Source organism: Chryseobacterium fluminis (assembly GCF_026314945.1).
Lineage (GTDB): Bacteria > Bacteroidota > Bacteroidia > Flavobacteriales > Weeksellaceae > Chryseobacterium > Chryseobacterium fluminis.
Genome location: NZ_CP111121.1, coordinates 512,359 through 535,845 on the forward strand (window position 1 = coordinate 512,359; position 23,487 = coordinate 535,845).

Consider the following 23,487-nt stretch of genomic DNA (forward strand, 5'->3'; position numbering starts at 1 on the left):
TTTAAATGTTTTCTCTAAAATTTCGTCCGTTCAGTTACATTCAGTAATAATAAATAGTCAGAACTTCCTGATCAAAATTTAACATCACACCGGTCGGTTCTTTTGACTCCAGCCGAATTGACGAAATAGTTCATTTTTTAATTATACAATTAATAGGTTATCGTGTATCCTACAGAGACTGTAGTTCCCCGCCCCTGGTACGCAAAGGCCTTTTCGGGTGCTCCGTAGAAAAATTCGGAGCGTTGCCCCCAAATCGTCGTGTATTGCCTGTTGAAGATATTCTGCACTCCGAAATTAATGGTTCCTTTATTCAGTTTAACATCGCCGACTAAATCAAAAAGAGTGTATCCTGTGATTCTCAGATTCGCCAGATCCGTATAATTCATAGAATTCTGCATTTGAAGTCTTAATGAAAATGGTCTCGCATTCCAGCCTGCATATATCATAAACTTTGAGGGATTCGTAGTGTACACCGACTGGTTTTGCCATCCTTTGTCAACCGTTTCGGTTTCCGAATCCATCAACAAAATATTTCCCCCGAATTCAGGTCCCTGAGAAAATCTGTAGCCCAGTGCCCCTTCAAAACCGTAGTTTCTTAATTTCTGATCAAGTAAAGAAACGGTAAAAGATGCATTGTCAATTTTTAAGGTCTTATTGGAAACAGCGTAGAATACGGACCCCTGGGCATACAATCCTGATCCGGAAGTTTTGTTATGCCGGAAACCTATTTCCCCCTGATTTGTTTTAATTCCGCTTAATGGCTGTTCTGAAATATTGATGCTGTTAAGTAAATTCCATCGGTCGCTGACCAGCTGATATTTTCCGAAGCCATACGATTTGGCAGCATCAGGCACGGCAAATCCCTGGGAAAAATTAAACCATGTCTGCCAGGCTGAAGTGAATTTATAAAGTAAGCTGGCGTTTAACAGGGTAACATCATAATTGTTTTTTCCACCCTTCACTACATCTGCAGAAGTTCCGTACCCAAAATGCATGTAGACCTGTTCTTTAAACCCGACAAAATCATCCAGCTTTACATTGATAAACTGTTGACGGATACCTCCGGAAAGGGTTAATTTACCGGTAATATTCCAGTCTGCCTGGATAAAGCCTGCAAGTGTTCCTGTTTTCGTATCAGGATATCTCCCCACAAAGGCATCGGTATGATTTATAAGCCCGCCGGAGTCAGCGCTTACTGCCGGATTAAAAATCGCCTGATCCCCGGTAAAACTTTCAAGATCACCATCTATCCCGTAAGTGAAATTAAAAGAGTTCCATTTTTTATTTAAAACGATTTTTGTTCCGTACGTATTGGTATTCCCTCTTGCGGATGATAAGAAAAGCGGAAGCACAATTCCTGCAGGCGGTTTGGGAATTTCTGCAAATGAAGCTCCGAAATCTATTTCTTCGCGTCTGCCATAGGCTTGTACCAAAAGGTTTTGTCCACCCCAGATATTTCTTGCCTGGTACTGAAGGTTGGCCATAAAGCGCTCCGTTCTCGGAACAACATCAGAATCGGCACCACTTAATACATTGATGAGATCCGGGTCTTTTGTAGTATATCCTATAAAATCATTTCCGAAAGACAGCCATTTTTTATTTCTAACTTTTGAATTATAGTATTGTAAATCAATATTTAAATCCTGGTCTGATGCTAGTTTTGCACTGACTCCTCCTAATAAATCGATTGACCGGTTGTACTGGAAGTCAGACTGTTTCACATCGATAATAACCTGATCACCATTAGCGTCAAATGCTCCTTCGTTCTGAGTGAAAGCAGCTCCCAACCTGAATTTTACTTTATCATTTCCACCTTCTGCAGACTGAGCGATCCTTTTATCCAGATCATCACTGCGGAAGCCTGATTTCAGTCCGACCGAGGTTTCAAACGCCAACTGCTCAGACTTGGGTTTTTTAGTAATGATATTAATGATACCACCCGTAGAATCTCCACCGTAAATAGAAGAAGCGCCGGACAGCACCTCGATCCTGTCGATATTAAAAGGATCGATGGCGTCAAATTGCCTGCTTGTGGCTCTGGTACTGTTCATAGAAATTCCGTTAATCATAACCAGCACATTTCTGCCACGCATATTCTGGGCATAGTTGGTCCGCCCCTGATTTCCAAAGTCGAATCCCGGGATCAGATTTCCCAACACTTCTTTTAATCCTGCGCCGCCTCTGATCTGCGTCTGAAGTTCCTTATCAGTGAGGATCCAGACTGTTCCAGGAATATCGCTGATTTGTTTAGGAGCACGGGACGACACCATAATAACCTCACGGATGCGGTTCGTTCTTATACTGTCCGGTTCGTTCTGGGCAGATAGAGTAGAGGCTGCGGATGCCAGGATTAATAGTGAAAGCGTATATATCTTTTTCATTTATTTAGAATAATTAAAAATAATAATTCCAAATATAACAGATTATTTAAATACACAGCACCATGATTTTTATCATATAAATCAATGTCAGGTGAATTTACTTCTGTCGTCTGTATGCTAACAGGTTATGCAATCGGTTACTTGTCGTTAAATTGCTGTTCGAAGCGGTCTCAAACTGATAAAATAAAGTTGAATATCCGTCTTAAATTCATAAAAAGATAAGATCCGCTGACTTATCTGATCCGCTGACTGCATTAAAATCCTGTTTTCAGAATTCCCGAAAATGCGGTCGAACCCACCATTTTTTATTTTCATAAAATTTTATTGTTGTTATCGTTGCCAGAAATGAAAGTCTTACATAAAAACTGTTTAAACTTTTCCACCGCTACCGCACGAATCCACCGCTACCGCACGAATCCACCGCTACCGCACGAATCCCTTCGTGTGGTTGTCTGAAATCAAAGAGATTTCCATACACTTAAGCTAATTTAAGTAATAACTTTACGCAGAAGAAGTACACGTAAGTTTTTTGAAAATCTTTGATTTTCTTCTGGCACAATTACTTCTGCGTTATTTTCTTCCCCGAAATAGTCCTTAACCGAAAGTTCCCGCCACTGGCAACCGGTTTTCAGCCGTTTTATCATGGTCTGAATTATTTTTGCCAAGTCAAACTTCATAGAAAATCCCCTTTTCCCTCTGCTTAAATGGGGTAAAATCCATTTCTCTATTTTATCTTTGTTGATGAGTTCCAGATTATTGGTCTTACATTGCAATCCAAAATTGCTAATTTTATCGGAACTTTTTTTCTGAATAAGTTTAAACAACTTCATAAAATAAATTCAGTCCTGTGTATCGGAAATGGTATCAACGTATTGTTTTGAAAATAAAACTGCTGACGATTTCTGATTAAATATATGATACATATTCGCATGATTTGAGAAATCAGTAAGAGATATCATCGATTTCTGATTAAAACTGACTGTTTTATTCTTTATAACGCCGGGATATAAGGAAGCATAGAAGATGTGGTATTGGCTCATTTTTTGAACGTCAGCTTTTAAATACTTTATATGATATCTATTTTTCTGTTAAAAATTGATTGGAAAGAATTATTTATGGGTCAGGAAGAATGGTCATTCATTCTCGAAATCATTCTGCGCACGGCTATTATGTTCTTAGCCATCATCATGGGACTGAGGGTTTTAGGAAAAAGAGGTGTAAAACAGCTTTCTGTTTTTGAGCTGGTCGTTATTATCGGTTTGGGATCAGCTGCCGGGGATCCGATGTTTAACAAAGATGTCGGAATTGTTTCATCCCTGATTGTTTTTATCGTTATTATTCTTTTGTACACCGGTGTCACTTATTTTATCGGTCAAAGCAAGAAATTTGAAAAGCTGGTAGAGGGAAAATCCACATGCCTTATTGAAGAAGGGGAGTTTTCTATTGAAAATTTTAAAAAAGAAAATCTGGGAAGTGATGAATTCTTTGCTGAATTAAGACTAAAGGGAGTTTCACAGCTCGGGCAGATAGAAATAGCCATAGAAGAAATATCCGGAGAGATCAGTATATTTTTTTACGAAAATGAAAATGTAAAATACGGACTGCCCATTATGCCCGGTTCATTAAATAACACTTTAGAATATATAGAAAAAAGCGGGTTTTATTCCTGTACATTTTGTGGATATACTGAGGAAAAGCAAACAGGTGATGCAGGCAGATGCAGAAAATGCCGTAAAAAAGAATGGATTCCTGCCAGCAATAAAAAACGGGTCACCTAAAATAAAAAAGGCTCCCGAAGGAGCCTAAAAAAAACACAAATGATGAAAAAAAATTATTTCGATCCGCAAATATAATAAATTATTATTGTCACAAGTGTAAAATAAACAAATAATTCATCAGTTGCTGTACATATTGTCTATTTATTTGCAGTTTTAAATTGAAAATGCAGATATATTATCTGCATTGGTTTTATACTCATACTGTACTTATCCGGCATTTATGCTCCGGGATGAAGTAAATAGCCCCAGTGTAATTAATCCTAAACAGCCTACTGCCGTATATTGCAGTATCCTTTTAATATTTTGGGCATCCGGGTTTCTATCACACTTTCTATCACTCTTTAAAGAATCTGATGAACTGCTTTCTTCAGGATCACTGTTCTTAAAGCCTATCACCGAAGAAATATTTCGGATCATAGCAGAAAAAAAATCGTCATGATTAATGACCTCTCTTCTGGAAATTCCTGGTAATTTTTTCGTCGTATTCATAAGGTAAATGCAGCAAATTTCAGGCCGTAAAAAGATTATTGATAAGTAATATTGAATCTGTAAACACTTAATAAGCAGAGGATATCCTTTGTATAAGAAAGGCTTTAACACCACACAAACATTCCAGATAAAAGGGCTCTCCATTTTAAGTTCCTTTAAGTTCGTTTAATATTTTCTAACGGTGTATATATTTATACTTTTGTGGTATCAATTATGACATGATGAAAAAAATTTTATTATCCGTTTCCATTATCATGGGAATACATTCTTTTGCACAGGAGAATCCACCTGTTGCTGATACGGTAAAGGCCTGGAGCATCCATGGACAGAACACCCTGATGCTTAATCAGGCCGCATTTTCCAATTGGGTCGGCGGAGGAGCCAACAATATCGGCTGGATCGCCGGAGTCAATTATAATATGACCTATGAAAAAGGAAAAGACCTGTGGGAAAATATTATCATATTGGCATACGGACAGAATAATACCAAGGGTATAGGAACAAGAAAAACACAGGATGTCATTAATATTTCCACCAATTATGGAAGAGAATTTGCAAAGCACTGGTATATTTCCGGTGGTATCGGTTTGCAGAGCCAGTTTGCTGCCGGATATGAGGACGGTAATAATCCAGCGGCAAAAAAGATATCAAACTTTATGGCGCCCGGTTATCTCAATGCAGGGGTAGGCTTTACGTATCGTCCTAATGATAATCTTACCGTCACATTACGTCCTGCCAATGCAAGAGTAACTTTTGTACTGGATGATGAGCTGCAGTACGCGGGAAATTACGGTTTAAAACATGATGGAGATTCTTCCCTGTTTCAGTTTGGTTTTCTGGGATCTGCGATTTATAAAATCAAAATCATGGATAATATAACCCTTATCAATACAGCGTCGGTATTTTCAAATTATCTGGATCATCCTGAAAGGCTTGTATTATCCTATGGAGGCGTTTTAAACATGAAAATCAATAAATTTATTTCCACTAATATTACGCTGGATTTACTGTATGATCATAACCAGATCTGGAAAACCCAGCTTAAGCAAACCCTTGGAGTCGGCTTTGCCTATAATATTGATAAGGGAAAGAAACGGACTGACAACAAACAAAATCAGTCCTGGCTGAAATAGAATGGAGAAAGATTATAAATGCAGATGTGGTAAAATTTAATCAGAAGATTAGTCTTTTAATGATGATCATAGACAGAATAAACAAAACTTGATGCAAATCGTGAGTAATATTCTTTACCTTAGTTTTCTGTAATAAATTTAACTTTTGTAGTTATGGAAAAAAGGAAGATAAAAAATACCGATTTATCAGTCGCACCGATTAATTTCGGAGGAAATGTTTTTGGCTGGACCTTAGATGAGAAGGCCTCTTTTGAAATTCTGGATCAGTTTGTTGACGGAGGGTTTAACTTTATTGATACAGCAGATACGTATTCATGGTGGGTCAACGGAAAAGGAGGCCAGTCCGAAGAAATTATCGGAAAATGGATGAAGAGCCGTGCGAACAGAGATAATCTGGTTATTGCGACGAAAGTAGGTTCTGAAACAAAAGAGCATGGTTTCGATATCAGCAGAAAACATATCTTAAAATCTGTTGACGAATCCCTGCAAAGACTACAGACAGACCATATTGATCTGTACTATACTCATTTTGATGATCATACTACGCCCATAGAAGAAACGCTGGCTGCCTATGATGAGATTATAAAAGCCGGAAAGGTGCGCTATATTGCAGCTTCGAATCTGTCACCGGAACGTCTGCAGGAGTCGTTTGAAACCGCAGAAAAAAATAATCTTCCTAAATATATAGCTTTACAACCGCATTATAATTTACTGGAAAGAGAAAAATTTGAGAAGAATTACGCTCTACTGGTAGAAAAATATGATCTGAGCGTGTTTCCGTACTGGTCTCTGGCCGCAGGATTTCTGACGGGGAAATACCGCGAAGAATCAGACCTAAATCAAAGCCAGCGGGGAGAAGGCGTAAGAAAATATCTAAATCCTAAAGGACAGGAAGTTTTAAAAGCTTTGGACGAAATAAGTGCAAAATACAGTACAAAGCAGGCTTCGGTAGCGTTAGCATGGTTATTGGCGAATCCTATGATTACGGCACCGATTGTAAGTGCGACCAATGCATCACAGCTTAAAACATTATTTGAGGCACCGGAAATTAAATTAAGCCCGGAAGATATCGAACTTTTAAACAGCGCAAGCGAATAAATCTTATAAAAAGTGAAAGAAGAAGCCGTTCCATATAATTGTGAACGGCTTTTTATTTTTGGCTATATTAATTTGAATATTCTTTTAATAACTGCCTGTAACTCATTAATATTGTTGATTTTGAAACAAATCCGATGAAAATATTCTTGTCGTCCACAACCGGTAGATCCCAGACTCCCGTATCATCAAAAATCTGAAGAATTTCCAAAGGTTTATCCTCGTACCTAATAACAGCCAGCGGCGCCTTCATTAACTGAACGATACTAAGATCATTCTTGTTGTCATTAAATAAATAAGGCCTGATATCATCTAATGTGAGTATTCCTCTTAAAACTTTGAAATCATTAACAACGGCAAAAATATTCTTATCTCCGTTCTTTACAGCATCAAACAGCTCATTAACAGGAGCATCTTCGTTAATGATCTGAGAATTAAAATCAATAAAATTTTTAGTGTTTAATGAAAATAAAAGATTCTCATCATGCTTATTGGTGAAAATTTTTCCCTGATCTGCCAGAGATTTGAGCTCTGGAGAAATAGGGGAGAACCACTTGGCAATAAGGTATGAAATCACGGAAACGATCATCAGCGGGATAAAAAGATCGTACCCGGAACTGGATTCTGCAATAAGAAATATGGCGGTCAGCGGTGCATAAAGGACTCCGCTCATGGCTCCGGCCATTCCAACCAGTACAAGATTGGTAACCGGAACGCCCTCAAAGCCTAGATGCTGACAAATGACCGCAAATAAGAACCCTACGGTTCCGCCGGCAAATAAAGAAGGCGCAAAGTTTCCGCCATTTCCACCACTGAAAATCGTGAAGGAAGTTGCGAAAGCTTTTAACAGGCAGATCAGGATAAGAAATATAATGATCGTCCACTCTCTTACTTCAAAATACCTGAACAGGCTGTTTTCGATAATAGACAGGGTATTCCCGCCCGTAAATGCTTTTACCGTTTCGTATCCTTCTCCGAACAGAGGAGGAAAAAGAACGCACAAAAATGATAAAACTGCCCCTCCGAACATGGCTTTGCGCAGACGTGACATCCGGAGTCCTTTGATGAAATGCTCGACTTTCTGAGAAATAACCACAAAATATCTTGCATATAAACCGGTTACGATTCCCAAAGCAAGATAATAAGGCACGTTTTTATAATTAAAGGCTTCCCTTGTATAAAACCTGAATAATATATCTTCCTGGAGCAAAATTCTGGACAGAAGGCTACCGCAGACTGCCGCTACCACCAAAGGGATAAAATCTGTAAAAACGACACCCGTAAGTAAAATTTCGAATGCAAACATAATCCCCGCAATAGGAGCATTAAATGCCGAAGCGATCCCCGCGGTGGCACCGGCCGCCAGTAATAAAGTCCGTTCCTTATAGCTTAACCTATAGGTCCGGGCATAATTGGACCCGATGGCTGCACCCGTTACCGCAATCGGGCTTTCAAGACCCGCTGATCCTCCGAGTCCCACGGTAATCGCACTCTGCACCATCTGGGAATACATTTTTACGGAAGAAACAACGCTGGAATTCTGTGCAATTTCATACAGGATAGCGCCGATTCCTTTTTTATCCTGTCCTTTAAATAAAGTCAGAACTACGGTCGTAGTGAGTACAATTCCCAGGAACGGAAAAATAATGTAAAATAAAATCTGGTATTCAAAATGGACTTTAGTCGTAATAAAATTATGAATGGTATGAACCACGGTTTTCAGTAAAACGCCTGCCAGACCTGCACTACAGCCCACAATAATTCCTGAAAGTAGGAGAAACTGGTTCCGGCTGAGCCTGCTGTTCAGCCAATGAAGAATCAGTTCATAGCTGCGGGCTTTTTCCAAACCGTATTTTTGGAAGTCTCTTTTGAATTTCAGAAAGCTCAGAAACTTTCTCTTATGATAAATTTTCACTTGTTTAAGATTTGTATTCCATTCTCATGATCAATGATGCTTTTGTAAATGTATGAAATATATAATAAAAAACAGGCCGTGCAGGGTAGTAAACCCTTTCGGAGTGGATCCGGACATCTGCATTGTAAAATCTTTGAGACCTTTTTCAGCCGCCGTAATAACGCCTCACTACATATTGGGTATGTAAAATCTTTACCCGGTTGCAGAGCCGGAAAATTTTTCACATAAACTGAAGCGGGAATTGATTTTTCTGCAACTGCTGCTGAATTCACCTGGCCGCAATTCTTTTTTTGTATCTGAATCCGTAAAATGTGCAATCAGCGATAAGATCACCAGGTCTGCATGATCTTTGCATTTCTGTATCTCATCAAATCTAAAATATTTACATATGAAATCAGACATTTTAACGGAAAAACACCAGCTTGGACTGGGAGGAGTAGCAATAGGAACCGCTTTTGAAAAACTTACTGATGAGCAGTCCTATGAGGTGCTCCGAAAAGCCTGGGACTTAGGGATCAGATATTACGATACATCGCCGTGGTACGGACTGACCAAAAGTGAGAGAAGATTCGGCAATTTTCTGAAGGATCAGAATAGAGACGAATTTGTATTTTCTACCAAAGTGGGCAGATTATTTACAGAAGTTCCTGAATCCCAAGTTCCGCCTACCATGTGGAAGGCACCGCTTCATTATGATTTTGAACACAATTATACGGCTGATGCGATCAGAAAATCTATTGATGAAAGCCTGGAAAGAACAGGTTTAAACCATATCGATATCGTATATATCCATGATTTATCAGAAGACCAGGTAGGAGACCGCTATCCCTATTATTTGGAGCAGGCAAAAAAAGGAGCTTTTAAAGTCCTTTCAGAACTGAGAGATCAGGGCGTAATTAAAGCCTGGGGAATGGGAGTCAATAAAATAGAACCCATTCTCGACTGTCTGGAAGCTGCAGATCCTGACATCTGTCTTTCCGCAACACAGTATTCGATCCTGGAGCACGAAGATGCGGTAGGCCGGCTGCTTCCCGCTGTAAAAAGTGCGGGCGTAAAGCTTGTTTCAGGTGCCGGATACAACTCAGGATTCATCAATGGACGACCCCGTTATAATTATAAAGACGTTATTCCGAAAGGCATGACTGAAAAGCGTGACAAAATAATAGCGGTCGCACAAAAATATCAGATTGATATCGTAGATGCAGCCTTACAGTTTGTATTGGCAGCAGATGAATTCGCCTCTATCATTCCCGGTGCGAGTAAACCTGAACAGGTACAGGGAAATGTAGATGCCTTACACCGAAATATTCCTTCCGATTTCTGGAAAGAATTGAAATCGGAAGGTCTGATTTATGAGAAGGCACAGATTCCGCAATAAAAAATTAAGTATTAAAAAAAATAGAAGATGTATCACAACTAAACGATGTGGGTTGAGAATCGTTTAAACGAAAACCCTGTCGTATAGGGATACAGGGGAATTTCATAAAAAAGGCCGTTTTCACGAGTTGTGAGACGGCCTCATTTTTTAATATTGTATTACTTTAATCTAACGGCTCCCTGCCAGTATAATATTATATAATATTACAACAATAGCAATAACCAATAGGATGTGAACTAAATAACCTGTACTCATTCAAAAAAATAAAACCACCGCCCATGCAGTGGTTTATTTTTTTAATATTGTATTACTTTAATCTAATGGCTTCCTGCCGGTAATAATATTATATAATATTACAACAATAGCAATAACCAATAGAACGTGAACTAAGTAACCTGTACTCATTCCCGGTACGATGTTAAGCATTCCTAAAAGCCAAACGACGATGCAGATGACTGCGACTAACCATAATAAACTTCTCATAACTGTAATATTTTAAGTGATTTATTAGATAATAGCATATATCATGCCTTTATTCTGAAAAAATCTTTAAAAATTATACCACAAAAATAGTGTAAGTGTATATTTTACAAATAAAGTATTGGTAATCAGAATTTTATTAAATGATGTTAAAATGAATTAGAGCATTTTCAATTCCGTTATTATCTACATCATCAGTAATATAGTCGGCTATTTCCTTAACATTTTCATTGGCATTTCCCATGGCAATACCGATTTTGGTAAACTTCAGCATGGTGATATCATTTCCTCCGTCTCCAAATGCCATGGTCTCGGAACTGTTGATTCCAAAATGCTGACAAAAAATTTCAATTCCGATCTGTTTGCTCACTCCGCCAGGGTTCACATCTGCAAAAAGAGGAGTCCAGCGTGAAGCTTCAGAATTTGGCATTACGGTCTTCATAAATTCACTTTCTTTCTCAGGTCCCAGAAAAATATTAGCCTGCAGGACATTTTCACAATCAATATTTTCTTTATTATGAATCGGCGGAACAGGAACATTGATGTGAGCATACATACCGACCAGTTCAGGAGTGGCATCATTAATCTCCACTTTATCTTCGTACATCAACGAATAACTTAATGCGGCATCTTCTGCATAATGTACCAGGCTTTTAATATCATCCGGATCAATAGTCTTTTTAAATAATATATGACCATCAGTCGTTGCGCAATAGCCTCCGTTAAATGTAATAAAACCATCGAATTCCAAATGGGAAATATGAGACAGAGAGTTAATGGAACGCCCGGTTGCCACAATTACTCTGATGCCTTTTTCACGAAGCTTTGTGATGGCATTCTGTGCCGATTCAGGAACTGTATTGGTTTTAAAACTGATAAGAGTTCCGTCAATATCAAAAAATACGGCATTGATGACTGGATTATTTTCTGTGTGCTTCATGATCCTGAAAGTAATAATGTTTGCGTTGGTTACTCAAAAATACAATTATATTTTTTTAGGATGAAGGTGGATTATGATCTATAAAATTAAAATTCATTTATTTAATTGATTTTGAGTGCTGAAATTCCGGGGTATCTAGCTTCTATACAGAAACTGATCGATTAAAAAGCTTAATTTTCCGGTAACGGATCAATCGTAGTACTCCGAATCCGGAATTATTAACGGGAGTTATACCAATTATTTTTAATTCATCATTTGGGCGCGGCAAAATATTGAAAACCATAAAAAATAATGTTAAGTTTTTGCATGATCTGAATAAAAGTTCTATCTTTTGATCTATAAGTCATACCATATAATACCGTGTTAACATGAAGAATATCTTTCTCCTGCAGAATGTCTCTGATTAAAAGATATCTTTTTCTTTGGCAAATATAGATTTCGGAACTGCCGTTCTAAGCAATGTGAACGGGAACTTTACAAAGAAATTACTTCAAATCACAGGCAAATAGCAGGAGCAGCTGCTATTAGTAACAGTAATTTAATGAAAGTTATAAGCCAGTATAACCAAGGCATCATTATTTCTTTAATAAATTGGAAAACAGTAATTTATAAGAATATACCATTTTAAAAATGGAAATTAAGAGTAATAAAAAGTATAACAGAAGGAAGTTTCTGATAAACGCATTAATTGTGGGAGGGGGAACAGTGATATTGTTTCTTTTTGAAAGATGTGCCATCTTAAAAATATGTAATATTAAAATAAAAAAAATGAGAGGAAGTATTCTTGATGTACCGGGAGTCAAAGTCGGTCATAAGGAGGACCGTTTACATCAGACAGGATGTAGTGTTGTTTTGTTCGAATCCGGTGCGGTATGTGGGGTGGATGTTCGGGGCTCGGCACCGGGAACAAGAGAAACAGATCTGTTGAATCCTGTAAATGCTGTGGAACGCATCCATGCCATTGTGCTTACCGGAGGAAGCGCTTATGGGCTGGAGGCGTCCACCGGAGTTATGAAATGGCTGGAAAGAAAGGGAATCGGATACCAGGTAGGGATTAATATCGTACCGATCGTTCCTTCAGCCGTTCTTTTTGATCTGAATTTTGGAGATCCTGCTGTCAGACCGGATGCCCAAATGGGATTTGATGCAGCGGAAGCCGCTTCCCGAAAATCTTTTAAGTCGGGCAATACTGGTGCGGGAGCGGGGGCAACAATTGGAAAGATGCTTGGTATGGATAAAGCTATGAAAGGCGGATTAGGCACAGCTTCTATTCAGGGGCCAAATGGATTAATCGTATCCGCCATGGTCGCTGTCAACGCTTTTGGAGAAATACGGGATCCCTCTACAGGGCAAAGGATTGCGGGCGCACGTAATAAAGAAGGTAATATTTTAGATATACAGGCTCTTTTTTTACAACAGGCAGAGCATGAATCTACCCAACCCGGAACCAATACAACAATCGGAATTATTTGCTGTAATGCAGGGCTCAACAAAACCCAAATGAATAAAATTGCACAGATGGCCCATGACGGACTGGCGAGAACAATTTATCCTGTCCATACAATGCATGATGGTGATACGATTTTTGCCGCGACAACAGGAAACGTAGCCACTACTGTAAATATTGTCGGTATGCTTGCTGCAGAAGTTATGGCTCAGGCAGTCCTGGATGGTGTGAGATCAGCACATACAGCTCTCAATATACCAGGATATGCCGACAGCGGTGGGAATCACTAGAAACACTGTAATGACAGATGCCACAAAAAAATTAAACTTCCCTGTATGAAAGGAAGTTTAATCTATTTGTATCTCCAGAAGCATATGTTTACAGCATCTTTATCTGCACCTTGTAATGCTCCTGATTTTAGTCTTCAAAAATCAGCCTTCCGTCAAACGGCTCACTCCAGACAATGAATATGCTGTCATCCTGTCTTTTGATTTCAGCCTGTACAACTTCATATTTGTCCGACTGATCTTTTTTTCAACAATTAAATTGGAGCCTTCTCCAATCTCTCCTTTTTTATATTCGATGTGGTATCTGCCGAAGCTTCCGTCTTCAAAGTCTTCTTTTCTGAAATTTTTCTGGGCCATATAATTTATTTTTAATGTTAATTGTATTAAAGAATAAAGTATGCCAAGATTGATAATTAATGAAAATATTTCACATAATCCCGAAGAGTACTTAAATAAATTAATTCTTTTTGGTTATGCAGATCTCAGTATTATTTTTTATTAAGGTTTTTATCAATCTGCTTCTCTGCATTTTCTGCTTTCTTTTCCTGAGCTTTTCTAAGTTTGCGCTGCTCTGCACGGGATTTCTTCGCCGCACGCTTTTCTTCGCGGATCACTTTATTTGACTTTTTGTTATACAGGGCTTCAATAATTCCCTGACCGGTCTTACTGAAAATTTTGATTTTAGGTTTTTCGTGGGTTCCGGTTACTACAATCGGGAAGCCGATCCATCCGGCAGGAGGAAGACCAACCCTCACCTGTAAATCAAGCAGACCATTGAAACTTGTTGTTCCGCTGATAGAAGGTCTTAATACTGAAACTTTGAACGTAAATTTATCTACGTGAATAAGATTGTTTTTGATATGGGTCTCAATATTCACGCCCTTCATATCAGGATTGTTAAAAGCTTTAGCGCCGATATTATCTCCGACGGCAGAGAGCATCTTAAGATTTTTAACTTCCACATCACGGAGATTTACTATACCGCCTCCCTCCAGGGAAGGATAAATAGGGCGCATATTTTTATCAAAATCGCCTTTTAGTTTATAATCCAACGATACAATTCCTTTGACATCTTTTGCCGCAGTAGCCATTTCACGAACCATATCTATTTCTTTGTAGGCTCTCTGCACATCGAAATCCTGAACTTTGAGAGCAACGTCATAGTTCGCAGTCAGCGGAGACTCATTTTGATACCGCGCATCGATATTCATATGGCTGCCGATAATATCAAAGGAGGTGTTCTTCATATAAACCTGACCGCCACTTACTGAAGCCATTCCTTTCAAATGATTTAGCCCCAGACCTTTAAATTCTACTTTTTTCGCATTGGCATCCAGCGAAACATCCAGATTTTTCGGAATAATGACAACGCCGCTGCTTTTAGGATTTTCCACCTTTGCATACTCAACTTCTATAGATTTATCGGTATTATCTCCACTTTTCAGAGCCATAAATTCATCGATAAGGATATAATTGGAATTCAGAACAAATTTTCCGTGAAGCGTCCCTTTTCTTTCTATAAAATAATTAATGGTATTAAGCAGATAGCCATTCAGGGCAAAATCAGACTTTCCGTAGGTGGCAAAGAATTTTCTGAACCACATTTTTTCATTTTCAAACTGGAAATTTCCTTCCTTTATGTAGAACGATTTGGGAAGATATTCTGTAGTGGCTTTAATGTTTTTCAGGATAAGATTTCCACGATTGTCAAGCTTGCTGTACTGTCCTGTGGTCGCATAGCTCTGTCTGCCGTTCAGAGAAAGATCAGCCATGATCAGACCACTGATATCCAGTCCTTTTTTCGCAAAGACTTTGTAGATTCTGCCTACATTCAGGACTCCTTTTGCTTTCACCTTATATAGAAGATCTTCAAAATCCTGTAAATCGGCATTCACATACACCGGATTTCCTTCAAAATCAAAGCTGAAAGGATCCATTTTTACACCGAGGCTCCGGAAAGTTCCGTCCGTATTAATAATTCGGGCAGCCATATTGATGTTTTGGATAGGGTTGGGGTAGTATTTTGTTTTGACAAATCCATTTTTCAGGTTTAAATAACCATCGGTTTTAGGGAACAGTTTTTTATCAAGACTGAAGATCCCATTCGCTATGATATTAGTATCAATTAAACCACGGATATCAATATCTTTTAAGCCCAATGCCTGATCTAACATCTGCAGATCTACTGCACCTTTCATATTGGCGTTCACCTGCATTTCGTCCAGACCTTTCGTTTTCACATACGCTCTGAAATTATTATTGGGACCGAGATCAAAATTTAATTTCCTTAAATCGATCGCAAGCTGATTGGTATCTAATGACGGGAGATCCACATTGAGATCCATATTGAGATTGCTCATAGGAACCGGTGCTTTGCCATTGGATACGAACCCGTTTTCAACAAGAAGTCTTGCTTTCACCCGTGGTTTAATATTCTTCGGCTCGCTGAATCTTCCTTTGATATGAAAATAAAGGTTACTGTTGCCTTCAATTTTTGTGTCTTTTGCCCAATCCAGGTATTGCGGAGGCAGGACGGAAATCATTTCCCTGATTGTCGTTTTTTCTGATGCGGCTTTGATATCCATATTATACCCATCTTTCAGGATACTTAATGCACCATTAAATTTAAGGGGAAGATCATTAATTCTCAGCTCATTTTTCCTTAATACGAAAGTAAGCGCGTTGGTATTAATTCTGGTAATTAGATCTGCGTGCAGTTTCTTTTCCTTAGCATAATAAATTCTGTTTAAGCTGAAATCTAATTTGTCAATATCAAGATCGGTTTCAAGATCGAAAATATCTTCGCTCAATCCGCCTTTTCCTGTGTAGTTCAATCCTTTAGCGTCCACAAGAACCCTTGCTGCATGATCGTTATATCTAATATGAAAATTTCTGAATTTTATAAGATCCAGTTTAATAGAAGCTCCGGCTTCTGTCGTATCCTGAGGTTTTTTAGAAGGCTTGGAAACATATACATTGTAATTGGCCATCCCCCTGGAATTAACAAAAATATTAGCAGAGGCATCCGTAACATATATCTCATCGATTTTTACCTCACGGTTGAAAATTAAGTTTTTCAAATTGATTCCAACTGCCACTTCTTTAGCCATCAGAAGGGTATCATTCTGAAAAGGTTTGGAACCATGAAGCAGAAGATCATCTACAGAAACCGTCAGTGACGGAAAATGCCTGAAAAATGTCAATCTTGTCTTTTTATAATCCAATTTGGCAGCAAGATGCTGGTTAGCAAATATTTTCACTTGTTTGGAAATGGTTCCGGGAAAAAGAATCGGGATAATAAACATCAGAAAAAGAATCGATGCCAGAGAAATTCCTGTCCATTTAAGAATTTTCAAAATTATTTTTTTAAACTTTTCCATAAATACGATGATAATTTTGATGGTAGAGTAGGTACACAAACAAGAAATCACAAACTAAAATCAAGCCATTTTTCACCAAATATCCGGTAGAATCGGAATAAAATCCTGCTTTTCAGATATTTTATAGAAAGTCGATAAAAAGTTCTTTGTTCATTTATTAATATATTATGAATATCCTGTACTAAAAAGGAGTAACCTTTTTATTGATTACTCCTTTTTTATTTTATTACAGTCTGATCAGTTTAGAATTTCATTCATGTGTGTTAAAATCACAGGTTTTCCATCGGTGATCAGGATCGTATGCTCATGTTGCGCCATATATCCTCCTTTATTACCTACCATGGTCCATCCGTCCTTTAACTCTACAGCGAGTGTAGAATCGGTTGCAATGAAGGTTTCAATTGCCACTACAGAATTCTTTCTAAAGCGTCTTGAGTCAAAACGGTTTCTGTAGTTGAGCAATTCATCGGGTTCTTCATGTAACCTTCGCCCCACACCGTGTCCGCCCAGATTTCTGATCACTTTATACCCTCTTTTTTTAGCCTCAGTTTCCATAAGAAAACCGATATCTGCTATTTTCACACCGCCTTTAATCTGCTCGATGGTCTTCCGCAAAATATCTTTGGAGGCATTAACGAGTTTCTGATGTCCGTGAATGTCTTTTCCAATCACAAAAGAACCTCCGTTATCGGCCCAATATCCGTTGAGTTCTGCAGAAACATCAATATTGACTAAATCCCCTTCTTTCAATACCCTTTGATCTGTAGGAATGCCATGACAGAATTCCTGATCTACGCTTATACAGCTCCATCCGGGAAAACCATACGTTAGATAGGGAGCTGATTTTGCTCCGAACCCCGAAAGTATTCCGGCTCCATATTCATCCAGCTCTTTTGTAGTCATACCGGGCTGAGCATAATTGATCATTTCCCTGAGCGTATAAGCGACCGCTTCGCTTATTTTCTGCATTCCGGCTAAATCTGATTCATTCGTTATAGACATTGTCGCTTTATTTTAATTGTGAGGGAGTAAACTTTTATTTTAGGAAAATTAAGGATAAGTATTGTTATTTTTTATTTACAGATCCGAATAAGATACAGATCATGAACGATTTAATCCGATTGATTAATACGGCTCTATTCTGGCATTCCGAATCAAATTTCGTTTGTTTTTTATCACTTAACGGCTAAAAAATATTACGAGAAATCCTGCGGAAAAATACCTGATGCATACTGCCATACTTCCACAATTTCCTCCAAAGGGATATTATAAGGCTCATAAAACGTATTGTCCGCGGCAACTGTAATAGAGTCGTTATTCTTTGATTTTAAACGTTTATAGGTAATACCGTCATTTACAGTAATAAAAATATAGGTATTGCCGGATTTTAAATCATCAATTCCCTCTATATACTTTCCGATAATAAAAGAACCGTCTTTAAATGGAGGCATAGAATCTCCGTCCGCAGGAAATGCCCTGAACTTTCCGTTTTTCAGGAACGGAAGCGAAATTCTCTCAAGACTTTCGATATATCCGGGATCGCTGTACCCTCTCAGATAGCCCATGGTAGCTTTCTGAGGAACGATTTCTATACTTTCATTTCCACTCTGATCGACGACAACGGGCAGCACAATTCTGTTATCCGGAAGCTTAAGCATATCCTCCAAAGGATATTTCCTTAAATCCACCGACAATAAAAGATCGATGCTGACATGAAATAACCTGGAAATCCTGATGAGTATATCGACCGGAGGTTTAGACCGTCCACTTTCATAAGAGATGTATCTTGATGTATTGATGGCGATCTGCTGCGACAGTTCGCGCTGGGTTTTTCCTGATTTCCCCCTTAAAAGTCTTATGTTATCTGAAAAAACTGACATTATTTAAAATTAGATGGTAAAAATACAAATAGTTTGATGGCCTGACGATAGATTGCGGATAAAAAATGCCTGTGAAAGCAGTTTTTTACACATTTACTTTAAGAACTAACTTCCGATAATTTCTCTTCGGTGCTGAATTCCCCAATCTACCAGGTTGTTAATGATGGTTTTTAATGTCAAACCGTGTGCCGTAAGTTCGTACTGAACAGTAACAGGATGAGTATCCAGGACCGTTCTCTTAACCAGTTTATTGATTTCAAGTTCTTTCAGTTCTTTGCTAAGCATCTTATTTGAAATGCCTTCCACATCATTCAGAATATCTGAAAATCTTCTTTTATTGTAGTAGCACACGGAAGAAAGAATGGAAATTTTCCATTTTCCACTCAGTACGTCCATGGAATCCTGAACGGCCATCATTTCTTTCTTATGCTGTTTTTCTTCACGGTTGATGCATTCTGTAGTTACCATAATGTTATATTGTTACCTGGAGGTTACTGTTACTTTTCGTAACAAAGTTACTAAAATAAATTTTAACGGTATAAATTTGCATCACAAACTTAAATCAATATACAACAATGAGTAAGCTTACAGACAAAACAGCCGTAGTAACGGGAGCGTCAAAAGGAATCGGGGCAGCTATTGCCAGACATTTTGCAGCAGCAGGTGCAAAGGTCGTCGTCAATTATGCATCCAGTAAAGAGGATGCTGATAAAGTGGTCAAATCCATTACCGATGATGGTGGAGCAGCTGTTGCCATACAGGGAGACGTTTCGAAAAAAGAAGAAGTGATCAGACTTTTTGAGGAAACAAAAAACACATTCGGAGGACTGGATATATTGGTAAACAATGCGGGAATTTATGATTACCTTCCGGTAGAACAGATCACGGAAGAATCCTTTCATCGTCAGTTCAACATTAATGTTTTAGGATCTATTTTCACGATTCAGGAATCTTTAAAATTATTTGGTGAGAAAGGTGGGAATATTATTAATATCAGTTCAGGTGCCAGCAAATCCCCGCTTCCGACCGGCTCGGTATATTCCGCAACAAAAACGGCGCTGGATGCTTTAACGGTTTCGTTATCTAAAGAATTCAGCGGGAGAAATATCCGCATCAATTCTATTTTACCGGGTATCGTAGAAACAGAGGGATCCAGCGCTGCCGGATTTATCGGAAGTGAGGCAGAAGCAAAATTCGTTGCCAATACACCGTTAGGACGTACAGGTCAGCCCGATGATATTGCCAAAGCAGTCGTATTCATTGCTTCGGATGATGCAGGATGGATCACCGGGGAGCTTATTTCCGTGTCAGGAGGAGTCTTTGGATTTTAATTTTTTTTAAATTTCACTGTAATTAAAGTACTTTCGATAAGACTGCACTTTTTTTAGTTTAAAAATTCTTTTAAGACCCGGATAAATTTCATCGGATGTCGTTATCCGGAATCTTCGGGATGATCTGAGCAAAATATGACTGATCGGACACATAGTAAGAACTGCATCTAATCAGCATATTTCAAAAATGTCTCATTTTATGACCTGAATCATAACGTATTAATTTACAAATTGTTAGGCTGCTAAAGACGTGATAAATGGCACAATGTTAGCTTGATTTAAAGTGAACCAAAAAATAAAATATATGTTTTACCATTCACAAAATTTGATCAACCCTATTGTACCAGACGAACCGGATCCATCAGCAGCTAATGCTTTGCAGGAAGGATTGGGAGGCCAGTTCGGCGAAATGCGTACCATGATGCAGTTCCTGTTCCAAAGCTTTAATTTCCGGGGGAATGCTACCCCCTATATGGATCTGATTCAGGGAGTAGGTATTGAGGAAATTTCCCATGTGGAACTGATAACAAAAACGATTTCACAGTTATTGGACGGGTCCGCGAGATTCCAGGAAGACCAGTTCGGATCATCCGACGAGGAGGGCAGTGTAGCTCTTAATATGGCGAAAGAACAGCAAAACCCGCATCATTACATTATGGGAGCTCAGTCGGCATTACCGGTAGACGCTGCCGGGAATCCGTGGAGTGGAAGCTATGTTCATAACCACGGAAACCTCGTGCTGGATCTTATGGATAACCTGGTACTTGAAGCTACCGGAAGAATCCAGAAGAGCCGGATTTATCAGATGAGCAGCAATAAAACCTTGCGTGCCACCATCGCATTCCTTATTGTGCGTGATGAAGCTCATCAGGCGGCTTTTGCGAAGGCATTGGAGAAACTGGGTGTCGATTGGGGTAAGATTCTGCCTGCTCCTAAATTCGACTCTTCACAGTTTCCGGAAGTGAGAAGATTAATGGATCTCGGACTGCACAGAGAGCAGTACACTTTCCGATTAGACGGATCGATGATGGAACAGATTTTCAGCGGCCCATCGCCTTTTAATGATGGTACCCAACTTACCACGTTGAAAGAACCCCGTGAATCATTCCCAATCCCGCAGGCACCGGAACGTCCTGAAGAATTTGCTCCAGGGCTCGATGCGGAATTACAGGCTTTAGCGGATGCCTTTACGGAATTTAAGGAATCCGGAGGTAAAACAAACCAGAATATTGGCATTAACGGAACTAAAGATGAATAGTTTGCACCTTAATTTGTCGATATAATATATTAAAAAGCCCATAAAAACATGTTTTTATGGGCTTTATATTGGAATTAGATCAGGAAACTTTAAATTTATCACTTAGGTTTGTATTTTTTTCTGTAGTTGTGATTTAAATGTTATTATCAATTCGATTTTAAGAACTGGTCTAAACTGTATTTTCCACCGCCGAAACTAAAAAGTGTCACAAGCATTATGATATAGTATAACGGAATTTCGAAACCGTTTTCTCCGGCTTCAAAGCCATTCTCGAGATGTACCGTAACAATGGCAACAGTCATTGTTATGATCAGAGGGATAGAAATCCATCTCGTGAACAATCCGAGTGTAAGGAAAATAACGCCGATACTTTCTGTTCCTGCCGTTATGTAGGCACTGAGGGCAGGAAAGGGGATGTTAATACTTGTAAACCAGTCGGCAATACTATGGATATTGGTTATTTTCATCAAGGCTGGTTTGAAAAATCCGTAGGCCAGGACGAAGCGTATGGTGAGCAGTACAATGTGTTGTATTTTATGAGGCGGATTAATCATTTTCTGTATTTTTTATCGAAATTAATGATGTCAGAGTATTAAAGTAAGAGGTGATCTATATTTCTTCATGGGCAAGATCTGAAATACCCTTTTGATTATATTCATACTTCTTATGTTGTTTTATCCCGAAAGCCTAAAAAAATATTGTTTTGTAGTGCGAATTGCTCAAAATCTGTATAAAAGGAAGTTGATTTTTGAATGTCTTTATCATATCTGGAAAGTAATTTAATGAAGTCATTACCGGTGGAGTAGTCTTCGTTAGCTTTCAGGATAATTTCCACAACCGGATAGGTAAGATCGTTAAACATTACCTGTTTGGAGTAAAAATCCCTGTGAATAGAAATAAAATACTGTCCCCGGTCTTCTTCTGTAATTTCCTTGATATTTTTCAGATGAACAGGGTATTCGGCGCATAGAATTCTGATTTCAGGATTGGGAATAATAATGTCATCTGCAGACTTTTTTTCTGTCCTGAATTCATCTACCGGCAGATCTTCCATCATAAACACTTCGATTTCCAGCCATTCATACTGCAGCAGGGTTTTAAGAAACGGGAAAACCTTTTTAAAAGGAAATTCCTCTTTCTGAAAGTAGTCTGAAAATTCTTTTGGCAGCTTCCATACCTGTGGAGTCTGACATTTATGGTTTTTAAAGAAATGAAACATCATTTTTTTCCATCTTTTTTTTCCGATAAGCCTTCTGGTCAAAGGGAATGCCGTGCTGAGCGTATCCTTTATAACATTATACACGAGTCTTCTGTAATGAACCGTATGCTGCTGAATGGTAGTTTCCGGCTCATTCATTCCGGTCCTGCAATACAGGGCGAGATCTGTCTGCAGAGAAAATGTTTTATTGTTCTTTCTGTACGACATGGTATTCAGCGTTTAGGATTTCATTTTTTATAGCTTTAAGGTTACTGATCTCATTTTGAAGAATATTGAGTTCCGGAATGTTAAAATCTCTTTCCAGTAAAACAGGGATGTCTTTTCCGATTTGTTTTACAGTAAACCGGAATAAATCATATACGGGGTCTATCACATCGGCGCCGTGGGTATCGATAATTAATTGCTCATTTACCTGGTAATGTCCTGCCATATGAATGTATTTCACTTTATCCAACGGCATCTGTGTGATGAATTCTTCTGCATCATATTGATGATTAAATGCATTCACATAGACATTATTGACGTCCAGCAACAGCTCGCATCCGGTTTTGTCCAGAATCTCGTTAATAAAATCCTCTTCAGTCATTTCGGCTTCCAAAACCGTATAGTAGCTTCCGTTTTCTAAAATCAATGGTTTCTTTAAAATATCCTGTACCTGCAGAATGTTTTCAGAAACTCTGTTTATCGCTTCCTGCGTAAAAGGAATAGGCAATAAATCATACAAATGAGCATTATCTACTTTTGAAAAAGTGAGATGTTCGGAATAGAGAACAGCATCAGTATCTTCCAAAAACTGTCTGACCTGTTTTACAAAGCCGATATCCACACCTTCCGGACTGCCTATGGAAAGGGAAAGACCGTGGCAGTAGAGCGGATATTTCTTCAATACTTTTTTCAGTTCCTGTTTCCAGTAGCCGCCTATTCCAAGCCAGTTTTCCGGCGCTACTTCTATAAAATCCGGCTGCAGGACACCATTGTTCAAAAATGTCTGCGAGAATTCTTTTCTATAACCAATTCCTACCATTTTAATTTCATTTTATGAATGGATAAAAACCGGCAGATCAGATTCATGATCTGCCGGTGGTCAGATGACCAA

Annotated in this window: 22 protein-coding genes; 7 read left to right on the forward strand and 15 right to left on the reverse strand. The window is 38.6% G+C overall.

Going from position 1 to position 23,487, the window contains the following annotated elements; genetic code table 11:
* Window positions 1–149: 149 nt before the first annotated feature.
* Window positions 150–2,381, reverse strand: coding sequence for a TonB-dependent receptor (locus ODZ84_RS02385; RefSeq protein WP_266175416.1), 2,232 nt, complete (start codon window positions 2,379–2,381; stop codon window positions 150–152).
* A gap of 488 nt (window positions 2,382–2,869) precedes the next feature.
* Window positions 2,870–3,205, reverse strand: a complete 336-nt coding sequence (locus ODZ84_RS02390) for a hypothetical protein (RefSeq protein WP_266175417.1) — start codon at window positions 3,203–3,205, stop codon at window positions 2,870–2,872.
* Between the two features lie 246 nt (window positions 3,206–3,451).
* Here ODZ84_RS02390 and ODZ84_RS02395 point away from each other — a divergent pair, with 246 nt between their 5' ends.
* Window positions 3,452–4,159 (forward strand): DUF421 domain-containing protein, encoded by a 708-nt coding sequence (locus ODZ84_RS02395; protein ID WP_266175418.1) that lies wholly within the window; start codon window positions 3,452–3,454, stop codon window positions 4,157–4,159.
* Window positions 4,160–4,366: 207 nt separating this feature from the next.
* Here the strand turns inward: ODZ84_RS02395 and ODZ84_RS02400 are convergent, their stop codons facing one another.
* On the reverse strand, window positions 4,367–4,648 hold the full coding sequence (locus tag ODZ84_RS02400; RefSeq protein WP_266175419.1) for a hypothetical protein: 282 nt from the start codon (window positions 4,646–4,648) through the stop codon (window positions 4,367–4,369).
* A gap of 221 nt (window positions 4,649–4,869) precedes the next feature.
* Here ODZ84_RS02400 and ODZ84_RS02405 point away from each other — a divergent pair, with 221 nt between their 5' ends.
* A complete protein-coding gene (locus ODZ84_RS02405; protein WP_266177444.1) occupies window positions 4,870–5,781 on the forward strand; it encodes a DUF3078 domain-containing protein in 912 nt (303 codons plus the stop codon).
* Between the two features lie 153 nt (window positions 5,782–5,934).
* The gene (locus tag ODZ84_RS02410; RefSeq protein ID WP_266175420.1) at window positions 5,935–6,879 is read left to right on the forward strand and encodes an aldo/keto reductase; all 945 of its coding nucleotides are present in this window, start codon (window positions 5,935–5,937) and stop codon (window positions 6,877–6,879) included.
* 67 nt (window positions 6,880–6,946) lie between these two features.
* On the opposite strand, the gene ODZ84_RS02415 is transcribed toward ODZ84_RS02410, so the two are convergent.
* On the reverse strand, window positions 6,947–8,791 hold the full coding sequence (locus ODZ84_RS02415) for a chloride channel protein (protein WP_266175421.1): 1,845 nt from the start codon (window positions 8,789–8,791) through the stop codon (window positions 6,947–6,949).
* 388 nt (window positions 8,792–9,179) lie between these two features.
* On the opposite strand from ODZ84_RS02415, the gene ODZ84_RS02420 reads away from it, so the two are divergent.
* Window positions 9,180–10,169 (forward strand): aldo/keto reductase, encoded by a 990-nt coding sequence (locus tag ODZ84_RS02420; protein WP_266175422.1) that lies wholly within the window; start codon window positions 9,180–9,182, stop codon window positions 10,167–10,169.
* Between the two features lie 168 nt (window positions 10,170–10,337).
* Here the strand turns inward: ODZ84_RS02420 and ODZ84_RS23570 are convergent, their stop codons facing one another.
* The 3 genes from ODZ84_RS23570 to ODZ84_RS02430 form a co-directional block, all read right to left on the reverse strand.
* Window positions 10,338–10,424 carry a lmo0937 family membrane protein gene (locus ODZ84_RS23570; RefSeq protein WP_408612453.1) on the reverse strand — a complete coding sequence of 29 codons (87 nt, stop codon included), beginning with the start codon at window positions 10,422–10,424 and terminating at the stop codon, window positions 10,338–10,340.
* Between the two features lie 57 nt (window positions 10,425–10,481).
* Window positions 10,482–10,652, reverse strand: coding sequence for a lmo0937 family membrane protein (locus tag ODZ84_RS23365; RefSeq protein ID WP_266175423.1), 171 nt, complete (start codon window positions 10,650–10,652; stop codon window positions 10,482–10,484).
* A gap of 136 nt (window positions 10,653–10,788) precedes the next feature.
* Window positions 10,789–11,589, reverse strand: coding sequence for a Cof-type HAD-IIB family hydrolase (locus ODZ84_RS02430; protein ID WP_266175424.1), 801 nt, complete (start codon window positions 11,587–11,589; stop codon window positions 10,789–10,791).
* Window positions 11,590–12,357: 768 nt separating this feature from the next.
* Between ODZ84_RS02430 and ODZ84_RS02435 the strand changes: the two genes are divergently transcribed.
* Complete coding sequence (locus tag ODZ84_RS02435; protein ID WP_266175425.1) at window positions 12,358–13,326, forward strand: P1 family peptidase; 969 nt, start codon at window positions 12,358–12,360, stop codon at window positions 13,324–13,326.
* Between the two features lie 141 nt (window positions 13,327–13,467).
* On the opposite strand, the gene ODZ84_RS02440 is transcribed toward ODZ84_RS02435, so the two are convergent.
* From ODZ84_RS02440 to ODZ84_RS02460, 5 genes are all read right to left on the reverse strand, one after another.
* Entirely contained in the window at window positions 13,468–13,680 is a 213-nt protein-coding gene (locus ODZ84_RS02440; RefSeq protein WP_266175426.1) for a hypothetical protein, read from the reverse strand.
* 131 nt (window positions 13,681–13,811) lie between these two features.
* Window positions 13,812–16,703 (reverse strand): AsmA-like C-terminal region-containing protein, encoded by a 2,892-nt coding sequence (locus ODZ84_RS02445; protein ID WP_266175427.1) that lies wholly within the window; start codon window positions 16,701–16,703, stop codon window positions 13,812–13,814.
* Between the two features lie 237 nt (window positions 16,704–16,940).
* Window positions 16,941–17,705: a type I methionyl aminopeptidase gene (map, locus tag ODZ84_RS02450; protein WP_266175428.1), complete on the reverse strand. Its 765-nt coding sequence runs from the start codon at window positions 17,703–17,705 to the stop codon at window positions 16,941–16,943.
* 194 nt (window positions 17,706–17,899) lie between these two features.
* Complete coding sequence (locus ODZ84_RS02455) at window positions 17,900–18,583, reverse strand: XRE family transcriptional regulator (RefSeq protein WP_266175429.1); 684 nt, start codon at window positions 18,581–18,583, stop codon at window positions 17,900–17,902.
* A 105-nt stretch (window positions 18,584–18,688) separates the two neighbouring features.
* On the reverse strand, window positions 18,689–19,051 hold the full coding sequence (locus ODZ84_RS02460; RefSeq protein ID WP_266175430.1) for a winged helix-turn-helix transcriptional regulator: 363 nt from the start codon (window positions 19,049–19,051) through the stop codon (window positions 18,689–18,691).
* 107 nt (window positions 19,052–19,158) lie between these two features.
* Between ODZ84_RS02460 and ODZ84_RS02465 the strand changes: the two genes are divergently transcribed.
* Both ODZ84_RS02465 and ODZ84_RS02470 read left to right on the forward strand, forming a co-directional pair.
* A complete protein-coding gene (locus ODZ84_RS02465) occupies window positions 19,159–19,914 on the forward strand; it encodes an SDR family NAD(P)-dependent oxidoreductase (protein WP_266175431.1) in 756 nt (251 codons plus the stop codon).
* A 304-nt stretch (window positions 19,915–20,218) separates the two neighbouring features.
* A complete protein-coding gene (locus tag ODZ84_RS02470; protein WP_266175432.1) occupies window positions 20,219–21,172 on the forward strand; it encodes a manganese catalase family protein in 954 nt (317 codons plus the stop codon).
* Window positions 21,173–21,318: 146 nt separating this feature from the next.
* On the opposite strand, the gene ODZ84_RS02475 is transcribed toward ODZ84_RS02470, so the two are convergent.
* The 3 genes from ODZ84_RS02475 to ODZ84_RS02485 all read right to left on the reverse strand — a co-directional run bounded on the left by ODZ84_RS02475 (window position 21,319) and on the right by ODZ84_RS02485 (window position 23,415).
* Window positions 21,319–21,726 (reverse strand): HvfX family Cu-binding RiPP maturation protein, encoded by a 408-nt coding sequence (locus tag ODZ84_RS02475; RefSeq protein WP_266175433.1) that lies wholly within the window; start codon window positions 21,724–21,726, stop codon window positions 21,319–21,321.
* Between the two features lie 110 nt (window positions 21,727–21,836).
* A complete protein-coding gene (locus ODZ84_RS02480) occupies window positions 21,837–22,598 on the reverse strand; it encodes an HvfC/BufC N-terminal domain-containing protein (RefSeq protein ID WP_266175434.1) in 762 nt (253 codons plus the stop codon).
* On the reverse strand, window positions 22,576–23,415 hold the full coding sequence (locus ODZ84_RS02485) for an HvfB family MNIO-type RiPP peptide maturase (protein WP_266175435.1): 840 nt from the start codon (window positions 23,413–23,415) through the stop codon (window positions 22,576–22,578). The genes ODZ84_RS02480 and ODZ84_RS02485 overlap by 23 nt, the downstream gene beginning before the upstream one ends.
* Between the last annotated feature and the right edge of the window lie 72 nt (window positions 23,416–23,487).

Bases quoted from the DNA above. Each gene is read 5' to 3' on its own strand.
- ODZ84_RS02385 (WP_266175416.1), bottom strand. From the start codon at position 2,381: ATGAAAAAGATATATACGCTTTCACTATTAATCCTGGCATCCGCAGCC.
- ODZ84_RS02395 (WP_266175418.1), top strand. From the start codon at position 3,452: ATGATATCTATTTTTCTGTTAAAAATTGATTGGAAAGAATTATTTATG.
- ODZ84_RS02400 (WP_266175419.1), bottom strand. From the start codon at position 4,648: ATGAATACGACGAAAAAATTACCAGGAATTTCCAGAAGAGAGGTCATT.
- ODZ84_RS02405 (WP_266177444.1), top strand. From the start codon at position 4,870: ATGAAAAAAATTTTATTATCCGTTTCCATTATCATGGGAATACATTCT.
- ODZ84_RS02410 (WP_266175420.1), top strand. From the start codon at position 5,935: ATGGAAAAAAGGAAGATAAAAAATACCGATTTATCAGTCGCACCGATT.
- ODZ84_RS02420 (WP_266175422.1), top strand. From the start codon at position 9,180: ATGAAATCAGACATTTTAACGGAAAAACACCAGCTTGGACTGGGAGGA.
- ODZ84_RS23570 (WP_408612453.1), bottom strand. From the start codon at position 10,424: ATGAGTACAGGTTATTTAGTTCACATCCTATTGGTTATTGCTATTGTT.
- ODZ84_RS23365 (WP_266175423.1), bottom strand. From the start codon at position 10,652: ATGAGAAGTTTATTATGGTTAGTCGCAGTCATCTGCATCGTCGTTTGG.
- ODZ84_RS02430 (WP_266175424.1), bottom strand. From the start codon at position 11,589: ATGAAGCACACAGAAAATAATCCAGTCATCAATGCCGTATTTTTTGAT.
- ODZ84_RS02435 (WP_266175425.1), top strand. From the start codon at position 12,358: ATGAGAGGAAGTATTCTTGATGTACCGGGAGTCAAAGTCGGTCATAAG.
- ODZ84_RS02440 (WP_266175426.1), bottom strand. From the start codon at position 13,680: ATGGCCCAGAAAAATTTCAGAAAAGAAGACTTTGAAGACGGAAGCTTC.
- ODZ84_RS02445 (WP_266175427.1), bottom strand. From the start codon at position 16,703: ATGGAAAAGTTTAAAAAAATAATTTTGAAAATTCTTAAATGGACAGGA.
- map (WP_266175428.1), bottom strand. From the start codon at position 17,705: ATGTCTATAACGAATGAATCAGATTTAGCCGGAATGCAGAAAATAAGC.
- ODZ84_RS02455 (WP_266175429.1), bottom strand. From the start codon at position 18,583: ATGTCAGTTTTTTCAGATAACATAAGACTTTTAAGGGGGAAATCAGGA.
- ODZ84_RS02460 (WP_266175430.1), bottom strand. From the start codon at position 19,051: ATGGTAACTACAGAATGCATCAACCGTGAAGAAAAACAGCATAAGAAA.
- ODZ84_RS02465 (WP_266175431.1), top strand. From the start codon at position 19,159: ATGAGTAAGCTTACAGACAAAACAGCCGTAGTAACGGGAGCGTCAAAA.
- ODZ84_RS02470 (WP_266175432.1), top strand. From the start codon at position 20,219: ATGTTTTACCATTCACAAAATTTGATCAACCCTATTGTACCAGACGAA.
- ODZ84_RS02475 (WP_266175433.1), bottom strand. From the start codon at position 21,726: ATGATTAATCCGCCTCATAAAATACAACACATTGTACTGCTCACCATA.
- ODZ84_RS02480 (WP_266175434.1), bottom strand. From the start codon at position 22,598: ATGTCGTACAGAAAGAACAATAAAACATTTTCTCTGCAGACAGATCTC.
- ODZ84_RS02485 (WP_266175435.1), bottom strand. From the start codon at position 23,415: ATGGTAGGAATTGGTTATAGAAAAGAATTCTCGCAGACATTTTTGAAC.